24 protein-coding genes are annotated in these 26,587 nt (G+C 62.4%); 18 read left to right on the plus strand and 6 right to left on the minus strand.

Going from position 1 to position 26,587, the window contains the following annotated elements; genetic code table 11:
• Window positions 1-180: 180 nt before the first annotated feature.
• Window positions 181-687 (minus strand): peptide deformylase, encoded by a 507-nt coding sequence (def, locus tag AC4LFW_RS19000; protein ID WP_102837680.1) that lies wholly within the window; start codon window positions 685-687, stop codon window positions 181-183.
• A 148-nt stretch (window positions 688-835) separates the two neighbouring features.
• On the opposite strand from def, the gene AC4LFW_RS19005 reads away from it, so the two are divergent.
• The 3 genes from AC4LFW_RS19005 to tsaC all read left to right on the plus strand — a co-directional run bounded on the left by AC4LFW_RS19005 (window position 836) and on the right by tsaC (window position 3,660).
• The gene (locus tag AC4LFW_RS19005; protein ID WP_491821079.1) at window positions 836-1,861 is read left to right on the plus strand and encodes a LysM peptidoglycan-binding domain-containing protein; all 1,026 of its coding nucleotides are present in this window, start codon (window positions 836-838) and stop codon (window positions 1,859-1,861) included.
• Window positions 1,862-1,947: 86 nt separating this feature from the next.
• Window positions 1,948-3,039: a DNA-processing protein DprA gene (dprA, locus tag AC4LFW_RS19010; RefSeq protein WP_491821080.1), complete on the plus strand. Its 1,092-nt coding sequence runs from the start codon at window positions 1,948-1,950 to the stop codon at window positions 3,037-3,039.
• 63 nt (window positions 3,040-3,102) lie between these two features.
• On the plus strand, window positions 3,103-3,660 hold the full coding sequence (gene tsaC / locus AC4LFW_RS19015) for an L-threonylcarbamoyladenylate synthase type 1 TsaC (protein ID WP_491821082.1): 558 nt from the start codon (window positions 3,103-3,105) through the stop codon (window positions 3,658-3,660).
• 85 nt (window positions 3,661-3,745) lie between these two features.
• On the opposite strand, the gene AC4LFW_RS19020 is transcribed toward tsaC, so the two are convergent.
• Window positions 3,746-4,723, minus strand: a complete 978-nt coding sequence (locus AC4LFW_RS19020) for a quinone oxidoreductase family protein (protein WP_491821084.1) — start codon at window positions 4,721-4,723, stop codon at window positions 3,746-3,748.
• 154 nt (window positions 4,724-4,877) lie between these two features.
• Between AC4LFW_RS19020 and hemF the strand changes: the two genes are divergently transcribed.
• Together hemF and aroE are read left to right on the plus strand one after the other, a co-directional pair.
• Window positions 4,878-5,795 (plus strand): oxygen-dependent coproporphyrinogen oxidase, encoded by a 918-nt coding sequence (hemF, locus tag AC4LFW_RS19025; RefSeq protein ID WP_491821086.1) that lies wholly within the window; start codon window positions 4,878-4,880, stop codon window positions 5,793-5,795.
• Window positions 5,796-5,865: 70 nt separating this feature from the next.
• On the plus strand, window positions 5,866-6,681 hold the full coding sequence (gene aroE, locus AC4LFW_RS19030) for a shikimate dehydrogenase (RefSeq protein WP_491821088.1): 816 nt from the start codon (window positions 5,866-5,868) through the stop codon (window positions 6,679-6,681).
• A 12-nt stretch (window positions 6,682-6,693) separates the two neighbouring features.
• On the opposite strand, the gene AC4LFW_RS19035 is transcribed toward aroE, so the two are convergent.
• Window positions 6,694-7,305 carry an NAD(P)-dependent oxidoreductase gene (locus AC4LFW_RS19035; RefSeq protein ID WP_491821090.1) on the minus strand — a complete coding sequence of 204 codons (612 nt, stop codon included), beginning with the start codon at window positions 7,303-7,305 and terminating at the stop codon, window positions 6,694-6,696.
• A gap of 13 nt (window positions 7,306-7,318) precedes the next feature.
• A complete protein-coding gene (locus AC4LFW_RS19040; RefSeq protein WP_491821092.1) occupies window positions 7,319-7,630 on the minus strand; it encodes a glycine zipper domain-containing protein in 312 nt (103 codons plus the stop codon).
• Window positions 7,631-8,032: 402 nt separating this feature from the next.
• Here AC4LFW_RS19040 and pbpG point away from each other — a divergent pair, with 402 nt between their 5' ends.
• The 6 genes from pbpG to AC4LFW_RS19070 all read left to right on the plus strand — a co-directional run bounded on the left by pbpG (window position 8,033) and on the right by AC4LFW_RS19070 (window position 15,719).
• The gene (pbpG, locus tag AC4LFW_RS19045; RefSeq protein ID WP_491821094.1) at window positions 8,033-8,974 is read left to right on the plus strand and encodes a D-alanyl-D-alanine endopeptidase; all 942 of its coding nucleotides are present in this window, start codon (window positions 8,033-8,035) and stop codon (window positions 8,972-8,974) included.
• A gap of 178 nt (window positions 8,975-9,152) precedes the next feature.
• Window positions 9,153-9,533, plus strand: coding sequence for a DUF2946 domain-containing protein (locus AC4LFW_RS19050; RefSeq protein WP_491821096.1), 381 nt, complete (start codon window positions 9,153-9,155; stop codon window positions 9,531-9,533).
• A 122-nt stretch (window positions 9,534-9,655) separates the two neighbouring features.
• A complete protein-coding gene (locus AC4LFW_RS19055) occupies window positions 9,656-11,692 on the plus strand; it encodes a TonB-dependent receptor (protein WP_491821098.1) in 2,037 nt (678 codons plus the stop codon).
• A 1-nt stretch (window position 11,693) separates the two neighbouring features.
• Window positions 11,694-13,223 carry a PepSY domain-containing protein gene (locus AC4LFW_RS19060; RefSeq protein WP_491821100.1) on the plus strand — a complete coding sequence of 510 codons (1,530 nt, stop codon included), beginning with the start codon at window positions 11,694-11,696 and terminating at the stop codon, window positions 13,221-13,223.
• A gap of 149 nt (window positions 13,224-13,372) precedes the next feature.
• On the plus strand, window positions 13,373-15,442 hold the full coding sequence (treS, locus tag AC4LFW_RS19065) for a maltose alpha-D-glucosyltransferase (RefSeq protein WP_491821102.1): 2,070 nt from the start codon (window positions 13,373-13,375) through the stop codon (window positions 15,440-15,442).
• Between the two features lie 94 nt (window positions 15,443-15,536).
• Window positions 15,537-15,719 (plus strand): hypothetical protein, encoded by a 183-nt coding sequence (locus AC4LFW_RS19070; RefSeq protein ID WP_491821104.1) that lies wholly within the window; start codon window positions 15,537-15,539, stop codon window positions 15,717-15,719.
• A gap of 252 nt (window positions 15,720-15,971) precedes the next feature.
• Here AC4LFW_RS19070 and AC4LFW_RS19075 read toward each other — a convergent pair whose 3' ends face one another.
• Window positions 15,972-17,744: a sensor domain-containing phosphodiesterase gene (locus tag AC4LFW_RS19075; protein WP_491821106.1), complete on the minus strand. Its 1,773-nt coding sequence runs from the start codon at window positions 17,742-17,744 to the stop codon at window positions 15,972-15,974.
• A gap of 194 nt (window positions 17,745-17,938) precedes the next feature.
• Entirely contained in the window at window positions 17,939-19,303 is a 1,365-nt protein-coding gene (locus AC4LFW_RS19080; RefSeq protein WP_491821107.1) for a GGDEF domain-containing protein, read from the minus strand.
• A gap of 258 nt (window positions 19,304-19,561) precedes the next feature.
• Between AC4LFW_RS19080 and AC4LFW_RS19085 the strand changes: the two genes are divergently transcribed.
• The 7 genes from AC4LFW_RS19085 (at window position 19,562) to AC4LFW_RS19115 (ending at window position 26,317) form a co-directional block, all read left to right on the plus strand.
• Window positions 19,562-19,759 (plus strand): DUF2934 domain-containing protein, encoded by a 198-nt coding sequence (locus AC4LFW_RS19085; RefSeq protein WP_491821109.1) that lies wholly within the window; start codon window positions 19,562-19,564, stop codon window positions 19,757-19,759.
• A gap of 173 nt (window positions 19,760-19,932) precedes the next feature.
• Window positions 19,933-21,978 carry an ATP-binding protein gene (locus AC4LFW_RS19090; RefSeq protein WP_491821110.1) on the plus strand — a complete coding sequence of 682 codons (2,046 nt, stop codon included), beginning with the start codon at window positions 19,933-19,935 and terminating at the stop codon, window positions 21,976-21,978.
• Between the two features lie 212 nt (window positions 21,979-22,190).
• Window positions 22,191-23,189, plus strand: a complete 999-nt coding sequence (locus AC4LFW_RS19095; RefSeq protein WP_491821112.1) for an NAD(P)H-quinone oxidoreductase — start codon at window positions 22,191-22,193, stop codon at window positions 23,187-23,189.
• 391 nt (window positions 23,190-23,580) lie between these two features.
• Window positions 23,581-24,030 carry a hypothetical protein gene (locus tag AC4LFW_RS19100; protein ID WP_491821114.1) on the plus strand — a complete coding sequence of 150 codons (450 nt, stop codon included), beginning with the start codon at window positions 23,581-23,583 and terminating at the stop codon, window positions 24,028-24,030.
• A gap of 126 nt (window positions 24,031-24,156) precedes the next feature.
• Window positions 24,157-24,813, plus strand: coding sequence for a DUF8453 domain-containing protein (locus tag AC4LFW_RS19105; protein WP_491821116.1), 657 nt, complete (start codon window positions 24,157-24,159; stop codon window positions 24,811-24,813).
• Window positions 24,814-25,256: 443 nt separating this feature from the next.
• Window positions 25,257-25,640: an ACT domain-containing protein gene (locus tag AC4LFW_RS19110; protein WP_491821117.1), complete on the plus strand. Its 384-nt coding sequence runs from the start codon at window positions 25,257-25,259 to the stop codon at window positions 25,638-25,640.
• A 110-nt stretch (window positions 25,641-25,750) separates the two neighbouring features.
• On the plus strand, window positions 25,751-26,317 hold the full coding sequence (locus AC4LFW_RS19115; protein ID WP_491821119.1) for a DUF1993 domain-containing protein: 567 nt from the start codon (window positions 25,751-25,753) through the stop codon (window positions 26,315-26,317).
• The last annotated feature ends 270 nt before the right edge of the window (window positions 26,318-26,587 follow it).

Consider the following 26,587-nt stretch of genomic DNA (forward strand, 5'->3'; position numbering starts at 1 on the left):
AAAAAAGGCTTGCTGCAGGCTGCATGAAAACTACTGCGCTCGGTCATGCTGCGTTAAAAACAGCCTCGAAAGGCTCATTTACAACTCGTAAACTGCGCTTTTTCGCCTGTTTTTGCCTTGCCTGCCCTTCGCTCGCTACGTTTTCAAGCAGCCTGCGCTGCAAGCCTTTGGAGTGGTAGATCAAGCCTGCTGACGGTGAAGTTTTTCCAGCTTCTTCTTGATCCGGTCGCGCTTGAGATTGGATAGATAGTCGACGAACAGCTTGCCGTTGAGGTGATCGCATTCGTGCTGGATGCACACGGCAAGCAGGCCTTCTGCGATCAGTTCGTAGGGCTGACCATCGCGGTCGAGCGCCTTGATCTTCACCTTCTGCGGGCGGTCGACGTTCTCGTAGAAGCCGGGCACCGACAGGCATCCTTCCTGGTACTGCTCCATCTCGTCGGTGAGGAACTCGAACTCGGGGTTGATGAACACGCGCGGATCGGTCTTGTCCTCGGACAGGTCCATCACAACCACCCGCTTGTGCACGTTGACCTGCGTCGCGGCCAGGCCAATGCCCGGCGCGTCGTACATGGTCTCGAACATGTCGTCGATCAACTGACGAATGCCGTCGTCGACCACGTCCACCGGTTTGGCGATGGTGCGCAGGCGCGGATCGGGAAATTCAAGGATGTTCAGGATTGCCATATGCGTTTGTGATGCACTTATGGAATAAAGTCAAAAGCCGCTGCTAAGATGCCGAGCAGCTTGTAAACGGCTTAACGCCGCTTTCCACAAGGGTTTATGCGGCGCTAGGGCGCTTTACGTGAAGGCACATCATAAAGGGATTCACCACATGAGGAAATCACTACTCGCCCTGCTGCTGGTGGCGGTTGGCGGCATGGCGCAGGCCGCTGTGGAGCTGAAGGATGGCCATCCTGAGCAATACACCGTAGTGAAAGGCGACACACTCTGGGACATTTCCGGTCGTTTCCTCAGCGAGCCCTGGAAGTGGCCTGAGCTGTGGCACGCCAACCCGCAGGTGGAAAACCCGCATCTGATCTACCCCGGTGACAGCCTGAGCCTGGTCTATATCGATGGCCAGCCGCGCCTCATGCTCAACCGTGGCGCGTCGCGCGGCACCATCAAGCTGTCGCCGACCGTTCGCACCACACCCATGGCAGAAGCCATCAGTACCATCCCGCTGGAAGCCATCAACAGCTTCCTGCTGAGCAACCGCATTGTCGACAGCGCGGCCGAGTTCGAGGCCGCGCCCTACATCGTTGCTGGCAACGCCGAGCGCGTGATCAGCGGTTCCGGCGATCGCATCTACGGTCGGGGCGAGTTCGAGGACGGCATCGACGTCTACGGTATCTTCCGTCAGGGCAAGACCTATCAGGATCCCGAAACCGGTGAATTCCTCGGTATCAACGCCGACGACGTCGGTACTGCCGAAATCCTCGAGATGGAAGGCGACATCGCGACCATGATGCTGACCCGCGTCACTCAGGAAGCACGTATCGGCGATCGGATGTTCCCCAGCGAGGAACGCGCGGTGAACTCGACTTTCATGCCCAGCGAACCTGAGAAGGACATCAACGGGTTGATTCTCGACGTGCCCCGTGGCGTGACCCAGATCGGCCAGTTCGATGTCGTGACCTTGAACAAGGGCGCCCGTGATGGTCTGGAAGTGGGCAACGTACTGGCCGTCTACAAGACCGGTGAAACCGTTCGCGACCGGGTGACTGGCGAAAACGTGAAGATCCCTGACGAGCGTTCGGGCCTGCTGATGGTCTTCCGTACCTACGACAAGCTGAGCTATGGCCTGGTGTTGCAGGCCACGCGCTCACTCGCCGTCATGGACAAGATCCGTAACCCTTGAGTTACCCGAGCCCCGCCGATGCGGGGCTTTTTCATGCTGACTGCCACCGCATGGATGCGGTGCGACGAGACAAGGAATGTTTACCCATGCCTGCCATTTCCCCTGCAGAACTGGAAGCCCGCCTGCGCCTGCACCTGTTGCCGGAACTGGGTCCGCGGCGCTTGCACAAACTGCTCACTGCTTTCCCTGAAGCGTCTTCGGCGCTCAGTGCTCCGGCGTCGGCCTGGCGCTCCCTCGGTCTGCCGGCCGGCTGCGCCGACGCCAGGCGCAGCCCGGAGATACGGGAGCGCGCCGCGGCTAGCCTGGCCTGGCTAGAGGAGCCGGGGCACCACGTGCTGATGTGGGACGATCCCGCTTATCCCGGATTGCTGGAAGAACTGCCGGATGCACCGCCTCTGCTGTTCATCGAGGGTGATCCCGCGCTGCTCGAGCGGCCACAGCTGGCCATGGTTGGCAGTCGACGCGCCTCACGGCCCGGGCTGGACAACGCGACGGCGTTTGCGCGGAGTTTGGCCGGGGGTGGCTTCGTTGTCACCAGTGGCCTGGCGCTGGGTATCGACGGTGCGGCGCACCAGGGCGCACTTGACGTTGGCGGCAAGACGATTGCCGTGCTCGGTACGGGCCTGCAGTGTCTGTATCCTCGGCGACACCTGGGGCTCGCAGCGCGCATCGTCGAAGCGGGTGGTGCGCTGGTGTCCGAACTGCCGCTGGATTGTCCGCCCCAGGCGGCCAATTTCCCCCGGCGTAATCGCATCATCAGCGGCCTATCTCTTGGTGTACTGGTGGTCGAGGCCAGTCCGTCCAGCGGGTCGCTCATCACCGCGCGCCTGGCCGCGGAGCAGGGACGGGAGGTCTACGCGATCCCCGGCTCCATCCATCACCCCGGTGCCCGTGGCTGCCATCAGCTGATCCGCCAGGGTGCTGCACTGGTGGAGTCTGTCGAGGATGTCCTGCAAGCCCTGCGCGGCTGGCAGCAGGTACCGGCCAGACAGGATTCGCAGCGATCCGGGCAGACTCATCCCCTGCTGGCTCACCTGCATGCAGCGCCCATGAGTAGCGAAGCGCTGGCCGGTGCAGCAGGTCTGGCGCTGTCCGAAATACTGGCCGAGCTGACCGAGTTGGAGATAGAAGGGCTGGTCGCCTGCGAAAACGGCGTCTGGGTCGCCTGTCAGGGCTGAGTGCAGCTGGACGGCAGCCAGGGCTTGGGTACACTGCGCCGAACAGTCTCAGCGGAGGTCGCAATGGTCGGTAATTGGCGTGTGCAGCAGGCAGCCCGGGTGGTCAGGCGTGGCGGGGTCATTGCCTATCCAACCGAAGCGGTCTGGGGCTTGGGCTGCGATCCCTGGGACAGTGATGCGGTGCATCGCCTGCTCGCCCTGAAGGAGCGGCCTGTGGAAAAAGGGCTGATCCTGGTGGCTGATTGCATCGAACAGTTCGACTTCCTGCTGGAGGATCTGCCCGAGCGCTGGCTGGACCGCCTGAGCGGCACCTGGCCGGGGCCGAATACCTGGCTGGTCCCGCACCGTGACCGTTTGCCGGACTGGATCACCGGCAAACATGACAGCGTGGCGCTGCGTGTCACCGATCACCCGCTGGTGGCCAGGCTCTGCGCCCTGACCGGCCCGCTGATCTCCACCTCTGCCAACCCGGCCGGCCGGCCTTCGGCGCGCTCGCGCCTGCGGGTCGAGCAATACTTCCCGGACGAACTGGATGCGGTGCTGGGCGGTAGCCTGGGCGGACGACGTAATCCCAGCACCATCCGCGATATACGCAACGGCGAAGTATTGAGAGCCAGTTAGCCTGATGCTGGGCCGGGACCTGTATGGAGCTGCCCTGCCCGACACTATGCAGGACCCTCTCCACCTCCAGCCTCCAGCCTCCAGCCTATGGCAGCAGAACGGTAGAGCCGGTGGTCTTGCCCGCTGCCAGTTGGCGCTGTGCCTCGGCGGCTTCGGCCAGTGAATAGCACTGACCAACCTCGACCTTGATCTTGCCGCTGGCGATCATCTCGAACAGCTCGGCGGCCATGGCTCGCAAGCGCTCGGCCGTGTCGGCATAGCCGGCCAGCACCGGGCGGGTCACATACAGCGAACCCTTTTGCGCCAGCACGCCAAGATTGACGCCAGTGACCGCGCCGGAGGCATTGCCGAAGCTGACCAGTAAGCCACGCGGCGCGACACAATCGAGCGAGACGTCCCAGCTGCTCTTGCCCACCGAGTCGTAGACCACCGGACACTTCTGGCCGTCGGTCAGCTCCAGTACCCGCTGGACAATGTCCTCCTGAGTGCGATCGATAGTCGCCCAGGCGCCCAGTGACTTGGCGCGCTCAGCCTTTTCCGCCGAGCCAACCACGCCGATCAGTTTGGCCCCGATGGCCTTGGCCCATTGGCAGGCTATCGAGCCCACCCCGCCCGCGGCAGCATGGAACAGGATGGTTTCGCCTGCCTTCAGCTCATGGGTCTGGCGCAGCAGATATTGCGTGGTCAGTCCCTTGAGCATGATCGCTGCCGCCTGCTCGAAGCCTATGGTTTCGGGAAGCTTCACCAGGTGCCGGGCCGGCAGGGTGTGGTGTTGGCCGTAGGAACCCAGCGGGCCAGTCGCATAAGCGACGCGATCACCCACCGCGAATTCATCGACGCCCTCGCCCAGCGCCTCGACCACGCCCGCGCCTTCCGTGCCAAGACCTGACGGCAGGCTCGGCGGTGCATAGAGCCCACTGCGAAAATAGGTGTCGATGAAGTTCAGGCCGATCGCATGGTTGCGCACGCGGACCTCACCGGCTCCAGGCTCGGCGACCGGGACGTCGACCTGTTCGAGGACTTCGGGACCACCATGCTGGCTGAACTGGATGCGCTGCGACATGTCGACTCCTGGCAATTACAAAGGAGCCTATCCAACGCTTCCCGGACGCGTCCGTCAATCGGTCGGGTGATATGCTTGCCGGCCTTTCTGTTTCAGCACAGCTGCTTCGGCCCGTGTCCTGCGGCTGTGCGCCCACTTGCCAGGGTGAATGTAAGTGAACGAGCGTACCGAAGCCGTCAAAGCCTACCTGCTCGACCTGCAGGATCGTATCTGCGCCGTCCTGGAGGCCGAAGATGGTGGCGCCCGCTTCGTCGAGGATGCCTGGACCCGTCCCGCAGGTGGCGGTGGACGAACCCGGGTCATCGAAAACGGTGCGCTGATCGAAAAGGGCGGGGTGAACTTCTCCCATGTTCACGGGACCGGCCTGCCGCCTTCGGCCAGCGCCCACCGGCCCGAGCTGGCTGGTCGTGGCTTCGAGGCGCTTGGGGTGTCACTGGTTATCCACCCGGAAAATCCCTACGTCCCGACCTCCCACGCCAACGTGCGGTTTTTCATTGCCGAAAAGGAAGGTGAGGAGCCGGTGTGGTGGTTCGGTGGCGGCTTCGACCTGACGCCCTTCTACGGCAATGAGGAAGATTGCGTGCACTGGCACCGCGTGGCCCGTGACGCCTGTGCGCCCTTCGGTGCCGATGTCTATCCCCGCTACAAGGAATGGTGCGACCGCTACTTCCACATCAAGCACCGCAACGAGCCACGCGGGGTTGGCGGGCTGTTCTTCGACGACCTGAACGAGTGGGACTTCGATACCAGCTTCGCCTTCATGCGCGCGGTGGGCGATGCCTATATCGAGGCCTATCTACCCATCGTGCAGCGGCGCAAGGCGATGCCCTTCGGCGAGCGCGAACGCGCGTTCCAGGAGCTGCGCCGCGGGCGCTACGTCGAATACAACCTGGTCTATGATCGCGGCACGCTGTTCGGCCTGCAGTCCGGGGGCCGCACGGAATCGATCCTGATGTCCCTGCCGCCACTGGTGCGCTGGGGTTACGACAAGCATCCCGAGCCCGGCTCGGCGGAAGCGCGGTTGACCGAATACTTCCTGCAGGACCGGGACTGGCTGAAGCCTGAAGCCTGAGGCTGGAAGCTGGAAGCTGGACGCAAAAAGCGGCAAGCTTCGGGCTTTCGGCTCTCAGCGCAGGCATTCTATGGACCGCTACGGCGTCTTCGGCAACCCCATCGGCCACAGCAAATCGCCCCAGATCCACCGTCTGTTTGCCGAGCAGACCGGGCAGACGCTCAGCTACGAGCCCCTGCTGGCGCCTCTGGATGATTTTCCCGGTTTTGCCCGCAGCTTTTTCGAATCGGGGTCGGGCGCCAATGTCACGGTGCCGTTCAAGGAACAGGCCTTCCGCCTGGCCGATCAGCTGAGCGACCGCGCCCGGCGTGCCGGCGCTGTGAACACCCTGAAAAAACTCGAGGACGGCAGCCTGCTGGGCGATAACACCGATGGCATCGGTCTGGTCCGCGACCTGCTGGACAATGCAGGTGTTACGCTGGAGCGTAAACGAATCCTGCTGCTGGGGGCCGGAGGGGCGGTGCGCGGTGTACTCGAACCGCTGCTGGCGCAACGCCCTGCAGCCCTGGTCATCGCCAACCGCACCCTGGCCAAGGCAGAACAGCTTGCAGGCGAATTCGCTGAGCTGGTGCCGGTCAGCGCGAGCGCGTTCGAGCGGTTGCAAGGCCCGTTCGATGTGATCATCAACGGAACCTCCGCAAGCCTCGGCGGTGAATTGCCGCCGCTGGGCGATGGTCTGATCCAGCCGGGCGTCACCCTCTGCTACGACATGATGTATGCCGCCGGACCCACGGCCTTCTGCCAATGGGCAGCGGATCGCGAGGCGCGGACACGTGACGGATTGGGGATGCTGGTCGAACAGGCAGCCGCGGCGTTCGAGCTCTGGCGAGGCGTACGGCCGGAATCGGCAGCCGTGCTGGAGGAGCTGCGGCGTCAGCTCCTGTGAGCCGCAGCTCGATCAGAAACGGAAGTGGATCTGCTGGTGAATGTGCTGCGGGCTCTCCAGCTCGTCAATGATGCCGGCTGCGATGCGCCGAAGCTGCACACGGCGGTCGTCCGGGTCGAGGTCCTCGATTACGCTGAAATCCTCGATCGACAGATCATCGCCGCTGGCCTCGGCATCCACCAGGGTCCACCGCAACGGGTGAACCGCCACGCGCTGTAGCGCGGCGGCGACATCAGGGTTCTCGCTTGACGCATGGAAGTCGGCGACCAGGACCAGCCGCTCGACGCCGACTTTCGGCAAGCCGGACAACAGGGCATCGATCGCCTGATAAAGGTCGTGCCGTTGCCCTTCGGCTGCCTCACCAGAGGCCGTGGCCAGTGACGGGCTGTCGAACAGGCACATCACCGCATCCATGCCAGCTACGCTTTGCGACACGCTGATGGCATCGAAAAGATCACCCGTCTTGGCCCGCAGCCCTGGGCGGACGGTCATCGAGTTGAGATCGTCCACCAGAGCTACCGCTTCATGCTGACGGCTCAGCAACTCGCACAGCAGCGCGTTGCCAAGGCTGGAATGACCCCCGTACAGGGCGAACTTGAGCCGGGGGGTTTCTGCGTTGAGCATGTCGGCGGCCCGATCAGCGACGCGTAACCAGATAGCCGATCAACGCGACGGCGCCGGCGGCCAGGGCCACGGTGCTCAACGGATGCTCACGGGCACACTCCTTGGCCATGCGGCTGGCCTCGCGACCACGCTTGGACAGGTCACGACGATGGGTATCCAGATCGGCGTCGTTCCACAGCGACTCTGCACGCGAGCGCAACGAGTTGAAGCGGTGGCGCGATTCACGCGTTGCGTCCCGCTTGAGTTCATCTAGCGCGGCCATCAGGTCCTGGATTTCACTTTCGATTTCGTCGCGTGTGGTGGGCTTGCGGCTGAAGCGGGACATAGCGTTCTCCCCTTTGGAATGTATCGTTTGGACTGTGCGGAGCGGTGAAGGTGCGCTCGGTTGCGCTCGAAGCATCAGGTCTAGCAGCGGACCCGTCTGCAGCGGGCGGGTTCCGTCGGTCGGCCAGATTGCGGCGAATCGTCACGCCGCCGATAAAGGAAGATCGGCAGCGAGTCGCAAAGCAGACGCAGCGGCAGCCGACATTCTGGTCTAGGCTTCAAAGCCGTGGCGGTTGTCCTGAGCGAGCGAAGCGGCAAGCCCCTCGCCATCGGACAACCTGCTTGGAACGGCTGAAATATAAGGGTTTGCGGCCCTGCTTATGGCCGGCTTTTCCGTATAATGCGCGCCGCGTCCGTCTGCCTCGGCGCGTCTTCTTTCACTGCCAATTCATCGGTGTCCCTCTTGAAGCTTCGTCAATCCATTCTCGGTCTGTTGCTCGCCTGCAGCAGCGTTGTGTCGTCTCCCCTGTCCCTGGCTGCCGTCAAGGCGCCTGCGCAGCAGGAGCTTGCCTCGGGCAGTGCGCTGCTGATCGACCTCAAAACCAACGAGGTGCTCTACTCCAGCAATCCCGATGTGGTCGTACCCATCGCATCGGTGACCAAGCTGATGACAGCAATGGTCGTGCTGGACGCCAAGCTGCCCCTCGATGAACGCTTGCCGGTGACTATCCGCGAAGCGCAGGAGATGCAGGGCGTGTATTCCCGGGTGCGCATCGGCAGCGAAGTCAGCCGTCGGGAAATGCTCCTGCTGACCCTGATGTCGTCCGAGAATCGCGCCGCGGCAAGCCTGGCGCACCACTACCCGGGTGGCTATGGCGCATTCATCAAGGCGATGAACGCCAAGGCCAGGGCGCTGGGCATGAGCCATACCCGCTACGTCGAGCCCACTGGCCTGTCCGAGCGAAACGTCTCCAGCGCCAATGATCTGGTCAAGCTGCTCAAGGCCAGCCAGGCCTATCCGCTGATCGAGCAGTTCAGCACCACCGGGGAAAAGACCGTGGCGTTCCACAAGCCCGACTACACCCTGGGTTTCCGCAACACCAATGCGCTGGTACGCAAACCCGACTGGAGCATCCAGCTGACCAAGACCGGCTTTACCAACGCCGCCGGCCATTGTCTGGTCATGCGCACCGTGATGAACAACCGACCGGTGGCTTTCGTGGTGCTCGACGCCTTTGGCAAGTACACCCACATGGCCGACGCCAGCCGCCTGAAGAAGTGGATGGAAACCGGCAAGGTGACACCCGTGGCGCCTGCCGCGCTGGCCTACAAGCAGCAGAAGATGGCGCAGCGGCAGCTGGCCGGTCAGCCGGGTGACGCGGCAACCGTGATCGGCACGCGCTGATCGGCAGACCCATGGCGTGCCGATGCGGCGTGCCTGGGGCTTTGTCTGGCGCGGCGTCGGCCGGCAATGTCTCGTAGCGTCTGGGTTATCGGGTTTTCTTGAGCACGGGCAATTCCGTCGTGAAATGATGATGCCTATCATCTCCGGCATCTTCTTCGGCGCCTGTTCGGAACCCTCAATGCCACGACGCTGTTTCCCCGCCTGGCTGGCCACCCTGGCCCTGCTGACGCACCTGCTGACCATGGTGTCGGCGGGTTTGCCGGTCGATGGCGAGCGGGTGCATACGGGCGCCGATCACAACGTTCATCTGCAGGCCGGGCATGCCCATGCCGAACCTGCGCCCACGAGCCATGGCGAACATGACAAGGCCGGCCATGCCGGCATGCTGCAATGTTGTTGCGCTGGCTTCAGCGGGCTTGCGGCGCTGCCCTTCGATCCGCCGCGCCTTGCGGATCGGCTGGTTCGCAAGTCCGGCCCGTTGCCCGACCTGCCGTCCACCCTGCCATCGCCGCGGCAGCAGTGGCCGGCCCTCAATCCCCGCGCATCCCCTCTCGCCTGACGCCAGCCTGGCGTCCCCTCGCTGTTCGACCTAGACCGTCGCCGCGCCGAAGTCAGTGCGCGGCCGCGCCTGTGGCCGGCTGTTTGCCAGCCCGCCTCGTTCTGCACAAGGATTCATGCGAGATGTCCCTTCTCTTTTCGCAGCGCCCAACGTTGCCGCAGCTGCTGGTCGCGGCCAGCCTGCTCGCCCATGCCCCGCTCTCCTGCGCCGACACGTCAGCCTCCGCATTGTCCCTGGGGGCTTCCACGGTTACCGCCGAAACTGGCGGATCGCTGCAGGCCAGCAGCGTCATCACTTCGGTTGATCTGCTTGGCTCGGAGATCCTCGAGCAGCAACCGGTGCTCTACAGCTGGGAGCTGTTCCGCCGCGCCCCGGGGGTCATGCTGACCGAGTTCGGGCAGGGCACCACTTCAGGCAAGCTGTCGTTCCGCGGCTTCAACGGCGAAGGCGAGGTCAACGCCGTGAAATTGCTGATCGACGGCCTGCCGAGCAACAGCAATGACGGCAACATGCCCTATCTGGACATGCTGTTCCCGCTTGAAATCGAGGGCATCGAGGTGGTGCGTGGCACCAACGACCCGCGCTACGGCTTGTACAACATTGCCGGCAACGTCACGGTTGCTTCCCGCACTGGCGGCGATTACGGCAAGGCCCGGCTGCGTTACGGCAGCTACGACACCCAGGAGCTGCAGCTGGCCAAGGGCATCGAAAGCGCCAACTGGACGCAGAACTACTTCATTGGCGGGCAACGCAGCGACGGTTATCGCGACCACGCCGGGGCCGAGCGCACTAGCCTGTCGGGCAAGTGGTTCTACACCCCGGACACGGCCAACTGGCGACTCGGCCTGACTGCCCGGCATTACGAGGCCGAGGCCGATGAGTCCGGTTACCTGTCGCGTGAAGACGCCCGGCAGTCGCCTCGCCAGTCCTATGCACTGTCCTCGAGCGACATGGGCGAACGGCGCATGAACCAGTTGGGGCTGCATCTGGACAGCGAGCTGACGACGGCGCTGTCCTGGGCCAGCAAGGTCTGGCTCAACACCCTGGACGATGACCGCTGGGTGCGCTTCTCCCGGACGCAACCCCAGCAGCGACGTCTTACCGAGGAGCGGCACTACGGCGCCCGCAGCTCACTGACCTACCGGCCAGGCGTGTCCTGGCTGCACGACCTGGCGCTCGAAGGCGGCGTGGACACCGAGCAGCAGCGCAACCGAAGCGAGCGCTACACCACGGTCGAGCGCGACCCGGTCGTCCAGACCCGTGACCAGCGCTTCGACTACAACAGCTACGGTGCCTACGTGCAGGCCGTGATCCAGCCGGTCGAGTCGCTGAAGGTCATCCCGGCCTACCGCGTCGATCGAATCGAGGGCGAGTTCACCGACGAACTGACCGGCAACGAGTACGCGATCAACCGCTACGGCAACATCGAGCAACCGAAGATCAGCCTGGTCTATACCCCCATCGAGGCGCTCAGCTTCTACGGCAACTGGGGCCGCACCTTCCAGATCGGCACTGGTGCGGCAGCCTACAAGGTGCCACCGCGCACAGCCGACCTGGCCCCCTCCATCAATGACGGCTGGGAGACGGGCATCAAGTTCAGCCCGGCACACTGGATCGACGGCCGGATCGCCTACTGGGAGCAGGTGGCCTCCGACGAGGTGCGGCGCCGGTTGAACGACCCCAGCGGTGAATCGGAAAACCTCGGCCAGACGCGCCGCTGGGGCTACGATGCCCAGCTCAACCTCTATCCCCGCGACGGGCTGAGCCTGTGGTTGAGCCATTCCTGGCAGTTTTCCGAAATCGAGGAGCCAGACCCGAGCCTGCCGACCAGCAAGGGCAACGAGATCGATCACGTGCCGCACCGTCTGTACGCGGCCGGCGCCACCTACCAGGCCACACAGGAGCTGGAGCTCAGCGGCTGGCTGAACGGGCAGACCAGCTACTACCTGGAGCGGGAGAACAACCAGGGCACCTACGGCGGTTATGTCCTGTTCAACCTTGGCGCCAGCTATGGGCTCACCGAACAGGTGACGCTCGACCTGCAGCTGAAGAACCTTACCGACCGCTACTACGAATACGTCTGGTACGACGGCGCGCAAAGCCTGCATGCGCCGGGTGACGGACGGGCGCTGTATGCCGGCGTGACGCTGGAGTTCTAGGATGAAACGCTACCTGTACCTGGTTCACCGCTGGCTCGGGATCGGCCTCGGGGTCTTTGTCGTGCTCTGGATACTCAGCGGCATGGTCATGCTGTTTGTCGGCTATCCCAAGCTGACCCCGGCCGAGCACTTGGCTCGGCTGGCGCCGCTGGATGCGCACTGCTGTGTGTCCCCTGCCGTCGCGCTGCAAGGGGGTGACGAGGGCAAGGCTCCGGTCAGCCTGAAGCTGACCGGAGCCGGAGGCTCGCCGCGCTACCTGCTTGATTATGGCGAGGGCCCGCTGGTGGCCGTCGATGCCCGCAACGGCCGGCGCATCGAACGAATCGGCCCGCTCGAAGCCATGGCCAGCGCTCGGCAATTCGCAGGGGATGCCGCTGTGCAGCCCCCGGAGCTGATCGACGAAGACGCCTGGACCCGCAACAGCGCGCTGAACCGGGAGCGGCCGCTGTATCGCGTCCAGACTGCCGATGCCGAAGATCGGCTGCTCTACATTTCCAGCCACAACGGCGTGGTGGTGCGTGACGCCACGGGCCACGAGCGCTGCTGGAATCTGATCGGCGCCTGGCTGCACTGGCTCTATCCGCTGCGGGAACTGATGCACAAGGCAGCCTGGTCCGTGGCGCTGGTCTACGGCGCCTTGCTGGCGGCGGTGCTGGCACTGCTGGGCATGATCATCGGGCTGTTGCGCTGGCGTTTCGAGAAGCCCTACCGCAACGGCTCGCGCTCGCCCTACCCGTCCGGCGCCGGTCGCCTGCACCATGTCGGTGGCCTGGCGATCGGTGGGGTCTTGCTGGTGTGGCTGGTCAGCGGCGCGCTGTCCATGGAGCCCTGGGGCGTGTTCCAGAGTCGTTCCAAGATCGACGCGGGCCTGTTGCAGGGCGCGCCGTTGCGGGCCGACGAGCTCGGACAAGATTTGACGGGGAACATCCGACGTCTTCGCCGCGCCGGCATCGAGCCGGTGGAGCTGCAGTGGCGGATGCTGGGTGGCGAGGCCTATCTGACCGGGGTCGATGCCGCTGGCGAGAGCCGCGTCCTGCCAGCGGTTGGCGAGGCGCCGGGGCAGCCGCACCTCGATCGACTGAAGCTGGAACAGCGCGTCCGGGACGCCTGGCCGGCGCGACAGCTCTCGCTGGATTGGCTGGAGGCCGAGGACTTCTACTATTACGCCCGCGCCGAACCCAGCCTCTACAGCCACCTGCCGCGGCGTCTGCCGCTGTTGCGTGTGCGTTTCGATGACCCGGCTGCCACCTGGTTGCACCTCGATCCCTACAGCGGCGCGGTGATCGAACAGCTCGATGGGCGACGCCGTGCCGTACGCCTGCTGTTCAAGCTGTTGCACAGCTGGGACTGGCCGCCCTTGCTGCACCATGGCCTGTTGCGCGACGGTCTGATGCTGGCCTTCAGTGCGGGGGCGCTGCTGATCGGCGTCAGTGGTGTGCTGCTGGGCTGGCGGCGTCTGCGGCGCAAGCCGCGGCGGGTACCGCTGCGCGGGGCTGAGACACAGGGATGCGCACCTTCGCGCTCGCCCTAGCTTGCTCGCCGTCCTGCTGGCCTGCACGGCTGGTACGTGCCTGCCAGCCGGACCTCTGGCTTCTTGCCGCATATCCGATGCAACGATGCCGGTGCACTCGACTCAAACGACTACCTTTCCCCTCAGCGCACCGGGAACCAGACATCGTTATGAGCACACCAGACAACACCTACGTCGAGTGGCTGGAAAGCCAGTCCATGCTTAAAGCCGCCCGTGACCGGGCCCGTCTCTATGCCGGCCAGGCGCGGCTCTGGCAGCGCCCCTACGCCCAGGCGCGGCCGCGAGATGCCAGCGCCATTTCCTCTGTGTGGTTCACCGCCTACCCCGCTGCCATCATCACCCCCGAAGGCGGTTCGGTGCTGCAGGCGCTGGGCGATGATCGGCTTTGGAGCGCCTTGTCCGAGCTTGGCGTGCAGGGCATCCACAACGGCCCGATGAAGCGCTCCGGCGGCCTGCGTGGGCGCGAGTACACGCCGACCATCGATGGCAACTTCGACCGCATCAGTTTCGATATCGACCCCAACCTCGGTACCGAGCAGGAGATGCAGCAACTCAGCCGCATGGCTGCCGCGCACAACGCCATCGTCATCGATGACATCGTTCCGGCGCACACCGGCAAGGGCGCGGACTTCCGCCTGGCTGAGATGGCCTACGGCGATTACCCCGGGCTCTACCATATGGTGGAGATCAACGAGGAGGACTGGCCCCTGCTGCCGGACGTGCCCAAGGGTCGCGACGCGATCAACCTGCCGCCGCCCGTGGTCGATCAGCTCAAGGAAAAGCACTACATCGTCGGCCAGCTGCAACGGGTGATCTTCTTCGAGCCGGGCATCAAGGACACCGACTGGAGCGTGACCGGCATCGTGACCGGCGTCGATGGCAAGCGCCGGCGCTGGGTCTACCTGCACTACTTCAAGGAAGGCCAGCCGTCGCTCAACTGGCTGGACCCGACCTTCGCCGCCCAGCAGCTGATCATCGGCGATGCGCTGCATGCCATCGACGTCTCCGGTGCACGCGTCTTGCGCCTGGATGCCAACGGCTTCCTCGGCGTCGAGCGCCGCGCCGAAGGCACCGCCTGGTCCGAGAGCCATCCGCTTTCTGTGACCGGCAACCAGCTGATCGCGGGAGCCATCCGCAAGGCCGGCGGCTTCAGCTTCCAGGAGCTGAACCTGACCATCGACGACATCGCTTCGATGTCCCACGGCGGTGCCGACCTGTCCTACGACTTCATCACCCGTCCGGCCTATCACCACGCGCTGGTCACCGGCGATACCGAATTCCTGCGGCTGATGCTGCGCGAGGTGCACGCCTTCGGCATCGACCCGGCCTCACTGATCCACGCGATGCAGAACCACGACGAGCTGACCCTGGAGCTGGTGCACTTCTGGACGTTGCATGCCTACGACCATTATCACTACCACGGCCAGACGCTGTCGGGCGGCATCCTGCGCGAGCACATCCGCGAGGAGATGTACGAACGCCTGACTGGCGAGCACGCCCCCTACAACCTCAAGTTCGTCACCAACGGCGTGTCCTGCACCACCGTCAGCGTGATCACGGCGGCGCTGGGCATTCGTGACCTCAACACCATCAGCGCCGCCGATATCGAGCAGATCCAGCGCCTGCATATCCTGCTAGTGATGTTCAACGCCATGCAGCCCGGCGTATTCGCGCTGTCCGGCTGGGATCTGGTCGGTGCACTGCCGCTGGAAGCCGAACAGGTCGAGCACCTGATGACCGAAGGCGACACCCGCTGGCTGCACCGCGGCGGCTACGACCTGGCCGATATCGCACCCGAGGTGGAAACCTCCAGCGAAGGCCTGCCCAAGGCGCGCTCGCTCTACGGCAGCCTGGTCGAGCAGCTGAAGAACACCGGCTCGTTCGCCTGCCAGCTCAAGCGCATCCTCAGCGTGCGCCGCGCCTACGATATCGCGGCGAGCAAGCAGATCCTGATTCCGGACGTGCAGGCGCCGGGGTTGCTGGTCATGGTTCATGAGTTGCCAGCCGGCAAGGGCGTGCAGATCACCGCGCTGAACTTCAGTGCCGAGACCATCAGCGAAACGGTCGTGCTACCCGGTATCGCGCCCGGCCCGGTGGTCGACATCATCCACGAGAGCATCGAGGGTGACCTCACCGAAAACGGCGAGATGACCTTCAACCTCGACCCCTACGAAGGCCTCGCCCTGCGCGTGGTCAGCGCGGCGTCCACGGTGCTCTGACTCAACCTTGCGGCAACCCGCGCCGTTGAGCCGGGTTGCCAGCGTTCGCCGGGGCTGACCCCGACTCACACCCTTTCGCCAGACGGAGACCGCCATGCCTGTGACCGTGACCAGACTCCAGGGCAGCGACATCCCCGAGCATCTACGCGGCCCCGGCGTTGACGTCGTGTTTCGTGTCACTGATGACAACGGACAGGTGCAATACCTGCTCGACGACGTCGAAGCCGCTAAAACAGCCGTTCGCGCCAGCGAGGACCAGCGAGACACCGACAGCTGAAGCCGCCGCGCCTGAATCATCGAAGGTTGGGGTTGCTGGACGAGCCGCTGCGTCTTTCACACCAGATCTGCCGGTCGCCATGAGCAACCGGGGCTGGGTGATGGGTCAGCAGGTATTCGTCTCGTCCGGGGCGCCGCATCGCGGCAAACGCCTGTGTCAGTTGGACGAGCGGTTGCAGCGGGGTTTCGTGCCGACGACCTGCTAACAGGGATGGGTGAGACGCGTTCTTCACCGTGCTGCTGTTGTTGCGGCTCAGAGCGTCCGCGCGTTGGCTGCGACCCAACCTGCAAGTGCATCGCTCTCCATCGGTCGGGCGATGTGGTAGCCCTGGCCTTCATCGCAGCCCCATAACGCTACCAGGTCACGCACCGCCTGGGTTTCGATGCCCTCGGCCACCACTCTCAGTTCGAGACGCTTGGCCAGGTCGATGATGGTACGCACCAGGCGCCGGTCTTTCTCGTCATCGCTCAGGTTGTGGATAAACGACTGGTCGAGCTTGACCGTGGTGGCGGGCAGGTCGCGCAGGTAGGTCCAGTTGCTGTAACCGGTGCCGAAGTCATCGATCGCAACCTCGATTCCCAGCAAGCGAAGGCGCTGCAGTTGCTGGCTCACTTCGCCGGGGTTGCGCATCAGCGCACTTTCGGTGAATTCCACTTCCAGGCTCCGCGGGTCCAGCCGGTATCTGTCCAGCAGGGCGGTGATCTGGTCGGCGAAAAAGGCGCCGTCCAGGTCCGAGGCCGATACGTTGATGGCTACCTTGAAGCCGGCGCCCTGCTGCTGCCAGATCGCTGACTGCTCGATAGCCTGCTCGGCTACCCAGAGGCTCAGCTCGCGAATCAGCGCCGTCTTTTCTGCCAGGGGGATGAACTCGGCCGGTCCAATGGGGCCGAGCGTAGGATGGGTCCAGCGCAACAGCGCCTCCACCGAGGTGCAGCGACCATCCACCAGGCTGATGCGCGGCTGGTAGACCAGTCGCAGCTGCTCACCCGTCCGTAGCGCCTCGGAGAGGCCGCTGAGCAAGGTGAATGACCGCTGCTGGGCGGCGTCGAGGTGGGGATCGTAGGCGGACCAGCCGATGCCCCGGCCGCGGGCATCATCAGCCGAGCTGATCGCCAGCCGCAGCCAGTCCTGTTCCAGCAGCCCGGCCTGCAACGGCAGCACGCCGACCCCCACCTGGGTCTTCACCGGAATGGTGTCGCACTGCACCGGCGAATCGAACGCCGCGATGATCCGGTCATACAGCTGGGTTAGCTCCGTTTGCGGCGCATCGGGGAGCAGAAAGGCGAAACGAGTCGGGCTGATGCGATACAGGCAGCAGCCCTCGGGAAGCTGCGCCTGCAGGGTTTGCTTCATGCACAGCATCAGGGCCTGGGAGAACCCGTAGCCCAGCACCCTGACGATGTCGTTCAGGCGCGAGGGGGCTATGACATCCACCACCAGAACCATGCCCCGCGCGTCCATCGCCACCATTGCCACGTCGTCTTCGAGCCGCGCGCGATTGAACAGGCCGGTGGGTGGGTCGATAAAGGTCGATCGCCGCAACGACAGGATGCGCGCCATGGTCAGCTTGGCCAGGTGGTTGAGCATCGACAGTTCCTGGCTGCACAGCGCCTCTCGGGGCTTGGTGTCGATCACGCACAGGCTGCCCAGCCCCAGCCCTTCCGGGGTGATCAACGGCATGCCGGCATAGAAGCGGATGCCCGGCTCGCCAGTGACCAGCGGGTTGTCGCAAAACCGCGGGTCCTGTAACGCATCGAGCACCTGGAAGGGCTCGTTGGCGAGGATGGCATAGGCGCAGAACGAATCCTGGCGGGGCGTTTCCTGCGCCGTCAGGCCAACCCGCGCGGTAAACCACTGGCGTTGCTCGTCGACGATGGAAATCAGCGCGATCGGTGCGTTGAAGTACTCTGCCGCCATGGCCACGATCTGCTCGAACACATCGTCTGGCGTCGAGTCCAGCCGGCAGAGCTGCGTCACGCGCAACTGCCGCTGCGCTTCATTGGAGGGGATGGGAGCGCCAGCCATATGATCTACTGCCTGGAAAATGCGGTTAAGCCGAGCCGATGACGGCCATCGAAATTGTTGTGCGGTACCGAGGTCGATAACGCCGTCGCCTTGCGGCAGTTGTCATCGTGGGTATCGGCTGGCGCGCGCGATTCTTCACCTGAGCGCCGACGACAGGGTGTGATGGCGTAATGATAGCCATCCGGTGCGATAGATCAAAGATCGGCCGGTTCCACCACCTCGACCCGGTCCCGCAAACGCTTGGCCCGATAGAGTGCCTTGTCGATGCCTCGCAACAGGGAGTCGAAGGGGGTGTCGGTGCTCAGCATGGCGGCGTCGGCCAAGCCGGCGCTGAACTCGATGTGCAGGGGCAGCGCCGGCGTCAGCGGCTGCAGCTTGAGCGATTCGCGCAGGCGGGCCAGAAAGCTTGCCGCTTGCTGCACGTCGGTCTCTGGCATCAGCAGAAGAAATTCCTCGCCACCCCAGCGCACCAGTACGTCGGAGCGGCGCTTGAGCAGCCCCACGGAATTGGCAAAGCATTGCAGGGCCGCGTCGCCCACGGCATGGCCGTGCTCGTCATTGATCCGCTTGAAGTTATCCAGGTCGATCATCGCCACGGCCATCGAACTCTGCTGCGTCGTGGCCTCGGCCCACGAGCGGGTCAGGATGGGCAGCGCGCCACGGCGGTTCAGCGCACCGGTCAGGGTGTCGGTGATGCTCAGCCGCTGCACATGCAGGCGCAGCCTCTCCTGCAACATCAGGGCATAGCTCAGGGTAAAGAGAAACGACACCATGACATCCATCAGCATGGCGGCCAGATCTGGCAGATCCGGCCCATCGAAGGCCAGCGGTGGCATGGGTTCGCGCAGCAGCTCGATCAACGACCCGCCGTGGAACACCAGCAGCACGGCCTGTCCGGCCAACAGGCCCCAGGCGCCTCGGTAGCTTGGCGACAGGCTGAGCGTAACGCTGAACTGCATGGCGATCGCCATGAGCGCAAACAGCAGAAACCAGGGCACCAGGTAAGCGTTGTCCAGCAACAGCCAGGCGCCGAGCAGATAGCTGGCCGGCAACAGCAGGAAAAGCTGCAGATGCCTGGCGCGGCCGCGAGCACCGTCGGTGAGATGGCTCAGCGCCAGGGTATGGCCGCCGATGGCGAAAAGCAGCAGGCCCGTGGTGCCCAGGAAGGCCGCGTCCGGGGTGAACAGGCCGAGCCAGGGCGGCAGCACCGGCAGCACCTCGGGTTGCAGTAGCCAGATCGAACGGTAGGCCGCCAGCAACAGGTCACCAGTGATCCACCAGTGCAACGACGAATGGCCCTTTTCCATGCCCACGTAGGACAGGCACAGCAACATCATCGTCATCAGCCCGAACGGAATGATGATGCAAAGCAGGGTGATGGGATCGGTCAGGAGCATGGCGCTGCGTTCAGGTGGCGTGTGCACAGGCAGGATGTCGGCCTGCGGCTTGCCTTCATCAGGCGGAGTGACGAAAGGTCGGCCATTTGACCGCCTGGCGCTGTAATGGGCAACAGCCGCGCCACAGGCAGGCCTGGGCTGTATCGACGAAGGCGATGGCATTATGCTGCGGTCCGCGAACACTTTGCCTGGACCGCTCTCACGGATGATCATCGGCCAGCTGTTGCTTGTCTATTCCGTTGCACCAGCATGCATCTGAGCTCCGGCCGCCCATCCACCCGGCATTCGTCGGCTCAGGCTTTCCAGGCCGGAACCATCCACCGCTTCCCTGCCTCTGCTGAATACCGGGTGCGAAAGCACCGAACCGAGCCGAGGCGCGCTATTGGCCGTCTTGGTACAGCTGCGACGAGGGCAACGCACATGAGCGATGAGCAACGTATACGCGATCGAGCCTATGAAATCTGGGAGGCCAATGGCCGGCCCGAAGGGCAGGACGGCGAGCACTGGGCGCAGGCACGGGACGAGATGGAGCCTTTCTACAAGGAAGGCGACGCTACGGCAGGCAGCGTGGAAAGCAGCGTAGCCATTCCCATGCCGAAACCTGAGAGCGATCGCTGACCGAGCCGCATACCCACAAACGCTGTGATGCGCTGGCAGGGCCGTGCATCACAGTGGCCAAATTCGATGCGGTAGCGCGGGCGTTGGACGGTGACCATCAGGTGCGCACGCCACTGCAGTTTTTTTGAGGCAGCGATGCCTTATGTTCAGCACCTCACTCACCAGGCAGTCCCATGAACCGACCACTCGACATCAAGGCGATCTTCGAAGCCCTGCCCAACCTCAACCTAATCCTTTCTGCCGATCCGGATTTCATCATGCTGGCAGCCAGCGATGCGCGGCTGCGGGCTACCAATGCCCGTCGGGAAGACTGCATCGGTCGATCGATTTTCGAGGTGTTCGGCAACAACCCGGATGCACGGTCAGCCTTCGGTGCTGGTGCGCTGCGAGCTTCGCTGGAGCGCGTGCTTCGTACCCGTTCGCCCGACTGCATGGCCATCACCAAGTACGACATCCCGCGACCGGCTGCCGAGGGGGGCGGTTTCGAGGTGCGCTACTGGAAGCCACTCAACGTGCCGGTGCTGGACGAGCGCGGCGAAGTGACCTGCATCATCCATCAGACCGAGGACGTCACCGAGCAGGTGCTGAGCCAGGATGGAACTTCCGTCGCCCGCTCGGAAGAACGCTACCGCGCCGCCCTGCTGGCCTCCGGTACCGGCACCTTCAACTGGTACCCCGAAGGCAACCTTTACTTCGACAATGCCCTGGATCGGATCTTCGGGCTTGCCCTGGGGCAGAAGCTCGACACCCTTGAGCGGTTCATCGAGCAGGTCCACCCTGACGACCGGAAACGCGTCCTTGAGGCCTTTGCCAACTACGGCGATGGGCAGGATTTCACCGTGGAGTTTCGCCTGGCACGCCCCGGACCGGAGCAATGGCTGGCCTGCAAGGCCAGCGCCTTTCGCGACGCCAGCGGCAATCTCTCCTATATCGCCGGTGCCTGCACCGATATCAGCGCACGCAAGCACGCCGAGCAAGCGCTGCGCGTCAGTGAACAGCGGCTGCGCCAGCTCAACGAAACCCTCGAAGCGCGTGTAGCCGCCGAGGTTGCCGAGCGCAGCCGGGCCGAAGAAGCCCTGCGCCAGGCGCAGAAGATGGAGGCGGTTGGCCAGCTCACCGGCGGCATCGCCCACGATTTCAACAACCTGCTCACCGGCATCATCGGTAGCCTTGACCTCATGCAGCGGCGCAACCGCCGGGGTCAGGTAGAGGATGTCGAACGCTACATCAACGCCGCCGTCACCTCCGCCCAGCGCGCCGCGGCGCTGACGCAACGGCTGCTGGCCTTCTCCCGCCGGCAGACCCTCCACCTCAAGCCTGTGGACGTCAACGCCCTTGTGGCGTCGCTGGAAGACCTGCTGCACCGCACCACCGGCGAAAACATCCGGGTCCAGACCGAGCTCAGTGCCGGCCTGCCGCCCGCCTGCATGGATGTGAACCAGCTCGAGAGCGCGCTGATCAACCTCGTGATCAACGCCCGCGATGCAATGCCCCACGGCGGGCGCATCACCCTGTCGACTTCCGGCTTTCGGCAGAGCAGCAAGCCTGACCCACAGCGGCGTGGCCTGAGCGAAGGCGAATACGTCCTCCTGCGCGTCAGCGACACAGGCACCGGCATGGCCCCGGATGTCATCGAGCGGGCATTCGAGCCCTTCTTCACCACCAAGCCCATCGGCCAGGGTACCGGGCTCGGACTTTCGATGGTCTACGGCTATATCAAGCAGGCCAAGGGCTACATCCATATCGAATCCGAGCCCGGTGTCGGCACCAACGTCAATCTCTACTTGCCCGCCTACCAGGGCGAGATGACGCCGACGCAGCGTGAGCCCGAAGGGCTTCACCAGGGCACGGGTGAAACCATCCTTGTGGTTGAGGACGAACCCGTGGTCCGCTCGCTGGTGGTCGAAGTGCTCAATGACCTGGGTTACGCGACCCTTGAAGCCAGCGAAGCCACCGAAGCGCTGACCATCACCGAGAGCACCCAGCGCATCGACCTGCTGATCTCCGACGTCGGCCTGCCCGGCATGAACGGCCGCCAGATGGCGGAAATAGTCCGCCAGCAGCGCCCCGGCCTGAAGGTCCTGTTCGCCACCGGCTACGCCGAAAGCTTCGCGGCCAATGACGTTCTCGGCCCCAACATGGGCGTGATCACCAAGCCCTTTGCCATCGATGCCTTTGCCAACAAGGTCGGCGAAATGCTCGGCACCCACATCAGCTGAGCCCCTTAGCTGCGTCCCACGGCTAGCCAGGCATCGGATGTTGTCAGCACGGTGGCGGGCCATGCCGGGCGTTTCAGCAGCGTCTTTCAGCAGGGCGCATCGATCCATCCTCATCCATCAGGGTTGGCTGCGCCTCTCACCCGCACTACCGTGTAACCCCGAACCCGTCTCCTCTACGCGGCTATCAGCCCCTAACGAAAGGAACAACAGCTATGAGTGCCGAAACCATGCGTCATATCGATCACCGCCCCGGCGGCGGCCCCGAATGCCTGCGAATGGCCGAAGGCCCGATGCCCGAGCCCGGTCCGCAGGACGTGCTGGTCCGCGTGGCCTACGCCGGCATCAACCGCCCGGACGTATTCCAGCGCTCCGGCAGCTACCCGCCTCCACCCGACGCCTCGCCGCTGCTCGGCCTGGAGATCTCCGGCGAGATCGTCGCCCTTGGCGCTGAAGTCAGCGGCTGGAACGTCGGCGATCAGGTGTGCGCCCTCACCCCTGGCGGTGGCTACGCCGAATATTGCGTGGCCCCGGCCGAACACTGCCTGCCAGTGCCTGCCGGGCTGTCCTTGCTGGAAGCCGCGGCGCTGCCGGAAACCTACTTCACCGTCTGGAGCAATGTGTTCGAGCGCGGTGCCCTGCAACCCGGCGAAGCCTTGCTGGTGCACGGCGGCTCCAGCGGCATCGGCCTGACCGCCATCCAGCTCGCCAAGCAATTCGGCGCCACCGTGTACACGACGGTCGGCAGCAGCGAAAAAGCCGATGCCTGCCGCCGCGCCGGCGCGGACCGGGTGATCAACTACCACGAAGAAGATTTCGTCGAGGTGCTCAAGCAGGCCACCGACGGCAACGGCGTCAACGTCATCCTCGACATGGTTGGCGGCGACTACATCCCGCGCAACCTCAAATCCCTCGCCGTGGAAGGCCGCCTGGTGCAGATCGCCTTCCTCAAGGGCAGCCGCGTCGAACTCGACACCATGCCCATCATGCGCAAGCGCCTGACCTTCACCGGCTCCACCCTGCGCCCCCGCAGCCGCGCGGAAAAAGCCGATATCGCCAAGGCGCTGCAGGACAAGGTCTGGCCCCTGCTCGACCAGGGCCTCTGCCACCCCGTCATCCACGCCACCTTCCCCCTTGCAGACGCCGCCGAAGCGCACCGGCTGATGGAAAGCAGCAAGCACATCGGGAAGATCATGTTGGAGGTTGGGCAGTAGACACGAGGGACTGGGCCGGTAACTACCGGCCCTTGCTGTGTTTTGAACAGGTGGTGCGCATCCAGCTGAAAACTCATGGTGTGTAACATTCCGGACGGGTGCCGATAACGTTGTAGCGCCTATGCTAGAGCTGTTCGGGTAGGCGTAGAAGAATGTTATACACCACGCCCGTTCGGCGTCTTTGTAAAAGAACAACACAAACATATAGCTCCCAAAGATGGGGAAATTGAAGTATATCCGCCAAACTTACGGGAAGATGGCACGATTGTGTGTGAAGAAATAAATTCGTAAATGCCATAACAAATGGGTCAAATCGTTCGCGTTGATCACTGGGACCAGCTAAAGCCGGCCCCTTAACCAAAAGTCAGCCATCTAGAACGAGATATGAAATATGTGGGAAAGCTTTATTCAATTTACAAGTAGTGAAGCTGGAAAAGTAGCTGTGCCAGCTCTGATTGGCTCTATTGTTGCAATACTCACAATTCTTTTGAAAGACATAGTGCTACATGAGATAAGGGAATCTAGGAGAGAACGGAAAGAAATCATCCATACGAAGCTATCAAAACTATATGGACCTTTGTATACCGTAGTTTTCTCTAGTGATTGCACGCTTCCGACATTTTTCGCAGACGACGAAAATTACAAGTCGTTCATTCAGAACCAGCATTTATTGAGCAAAGAACTGCAAAAATTAATAGATGAATGCCTTTGTATGGGGCGGGGTGACCCAAGGATGCCAACATATAGTACAGCAGAGATGGATAAGGTTCTTGATATTACGAAGCGATTCAAAGTGCAAATAAAAAAAGAGATGGATGAATTGCGGTTAAAATATGGCTAACAAAGCGTTCAAAACCGTTCGCTTTACTCACTGCAACCTCAAAAGCTACGCGTTTTCGGCCCTTTAACTACGGCGTTAGCGCTCAGAGCAGTAATGCAGTAAATCAATGGAAGGAAGCAATATTTTATGGATCTTCTTAGCAGTATCGCAACGGTCCTAAGTGGTTTTTCTACTGTAGCAATCGCAATTCTTACAGTACTGCTTTGGCGTGAAAATCGGTTATTACGGATGGCTGGCTGTGAACCACAGTTAGTTGCATACTTTGAGCCTCATCCAGATGGTACGGGAGGGTTAAATATTGCTATCGCGAATGTAGGAACTGGGCCAGCACGAGATGTGTATTTCCAATTCAAAGGAGAATCCACAAGCTTTTCCAAATATGATTTAATTCTTGATTGCAATGCAAAAAGAGGGCCAATCACTCTTATACCTCAAGGCGAGAAAATATCTATACTATTTGCTGTCGGCTACCAACTATTTAAACAAAAAGGCACCGACATAAATGAACCGCTACCGCCGTTCAGCGCTCAACTTGAATGGACAAATTTAGAAAGATCTAAGATTAATTGTGAAGACTTTCTTTTAGATGTTAAGCCTTATGCTAATTTACCTGGCTTTGTAAGCAAGCCTTACTTGCTCAAAATCGTTGACTCAATAGATTGCGTAAGCAAGAGTGTTTATAAAGCCAATCAAGATATAAAAAATCTAGCAAATGTGCTTGAGGCTAATACGTTGGAATGCGCAGTGGTTCGGAAAGCCAAAGGAAACACTGAACAAATTTAGTCCCGAGAATTGTAGAACTTCTTTGTAGGTGAGCATTGAACCTGCGCGCTAACAAATGGTTCAAACCGTTCGCTTCGCTCACTGGGACGGGCTAAAGCCAGCCCCTTAACCAAACGTTCGGCCGCGGATGTCGTATGAATCTACTGCGCAAATATTGGGAAGACTTGCGATCAAGCATGTGGTTTATCCCGACGCTGATCGTAGCGAGGTAGCCTGGACGGAACGCGTGGAAAAGGCTCCGCCGTTTTTCACCCTACGTGATGCCGAGGCCCGGCGGAGCAGGCGAGGGTGGTGGCGTAGGGTGGACAACGCTTTGCTTGTCCACGCGCTGCTGCCTGATGGTGACGCCTTGGTAAAAGGGCCGATAATTCTCTTGCCGTTATTTGCCGGGTCCTCATGTCGTACCGTCGCGGCCCGCTCGCTTACCCACAAGGTGACATGACATGAACCACTCCTTTTCTGTACTCCCCCAGAGCTTCGTGATTGCACAGTTGGAGCGGGATGCTGACCTGCCGAACGAGGTTTTGGCATCGCCAGGCTTTATGTCGATCACCCGGACGGATGATGAGCTTTCGATTGTCTGCACTGACGGTGTCGCAACTGGTTTAGCCCGAGTGGACAGCGGTTGGCGCGCGATCAAGGTGCAAGGTCCGTTCGCCTTTGATCAGACGGGTGTTCTGGCCTCCTTCCTTGACCCCCTCGCGGCTGCCGCTATCGGCATTTTTGCGGTGAGCACGTTCGATACCGATTACATCTTGGTCAAGTCGATGAATCTCGAAAACGCCGTGCAGGTTCTGAAAGAAGCGGGTCACCGCCTCTTGGGCTGATCACTCGCAGTAGGGAAAAGCGAACGGTTATTTACCTTTCTGTCGGTTAGCTTCATAACGCCCTGTCACTTTCTTCGACGTGGCCTCTCAATCCCACAAGGTGTGAACCCATGCAGCTAACGACACTGCTCGTCCCAACTTATACCCAAATGCTCAAAACCCTCTCAGGCTGGCTAAAGAAGGCGCAGGCCCAGCTACCGGAAGCAGAGGCGCAAGCACTGTTATCCGCACGTTTGGCGCCCGACATGTATCCGCTGTCGACTCAGGTTCGCTTTGCCTGTGTGCAGGCGCGAGAAGCCGTGTGCCGTCTGAGAGGAGAGGCGTTCCCGCCTGCTATCAACGAGCTACTGAACGAGGGACGTCAGGCTGTCAAAAGCCCCGGATCGCTCGCTGATGCTCATGCGCGGATCGATGAGACGGTCGCGTTGCTCGACGGCCTCGCAGCCGATGCGCTCGATGCAGATGGGAATAAGCCCATCGCCCATGAACTTCCAAACGGGATGGTCCTGGATCTGACCGCAGACCAATACGCCCGTGACTGGACGCTGGGCCAGTTCTATTTCCACGTCATGACTGCTTATTCGATATTGCGTAAAGAAGGGATCAATCTCGGCAAGGCGGATTATGTGGCGCACATGCTGCCATATGTGCGTCCGGAAACCATTCCGAAGGGTTAGTGGCGTAGGGTGGACAACGCTTCGCTTGTCCACGCGTGAATCGCGGTATGGCGGATTTTCTCCGTAGGATGGAATCGCCGGAGGCGCTTCCGTCGTTAGCCGCGAAACGGCTATACCATCGCGCCAACAACACAACCGCGTTACCACCTCGAACGTCGGATTACGCCTTCGGCTAATCCAACCTACGTTGGCTATGTGCGTCCGGAAACCATTCCGAAGGGTTAGTGGCGTAGGGTGGACAACGCTTCGCTTGTCCACGCGTGGATCGCG

The sequence above is a fragment of the Stutzerimonas sp. C6.4V genome (genome assembly GCF_058536345.1).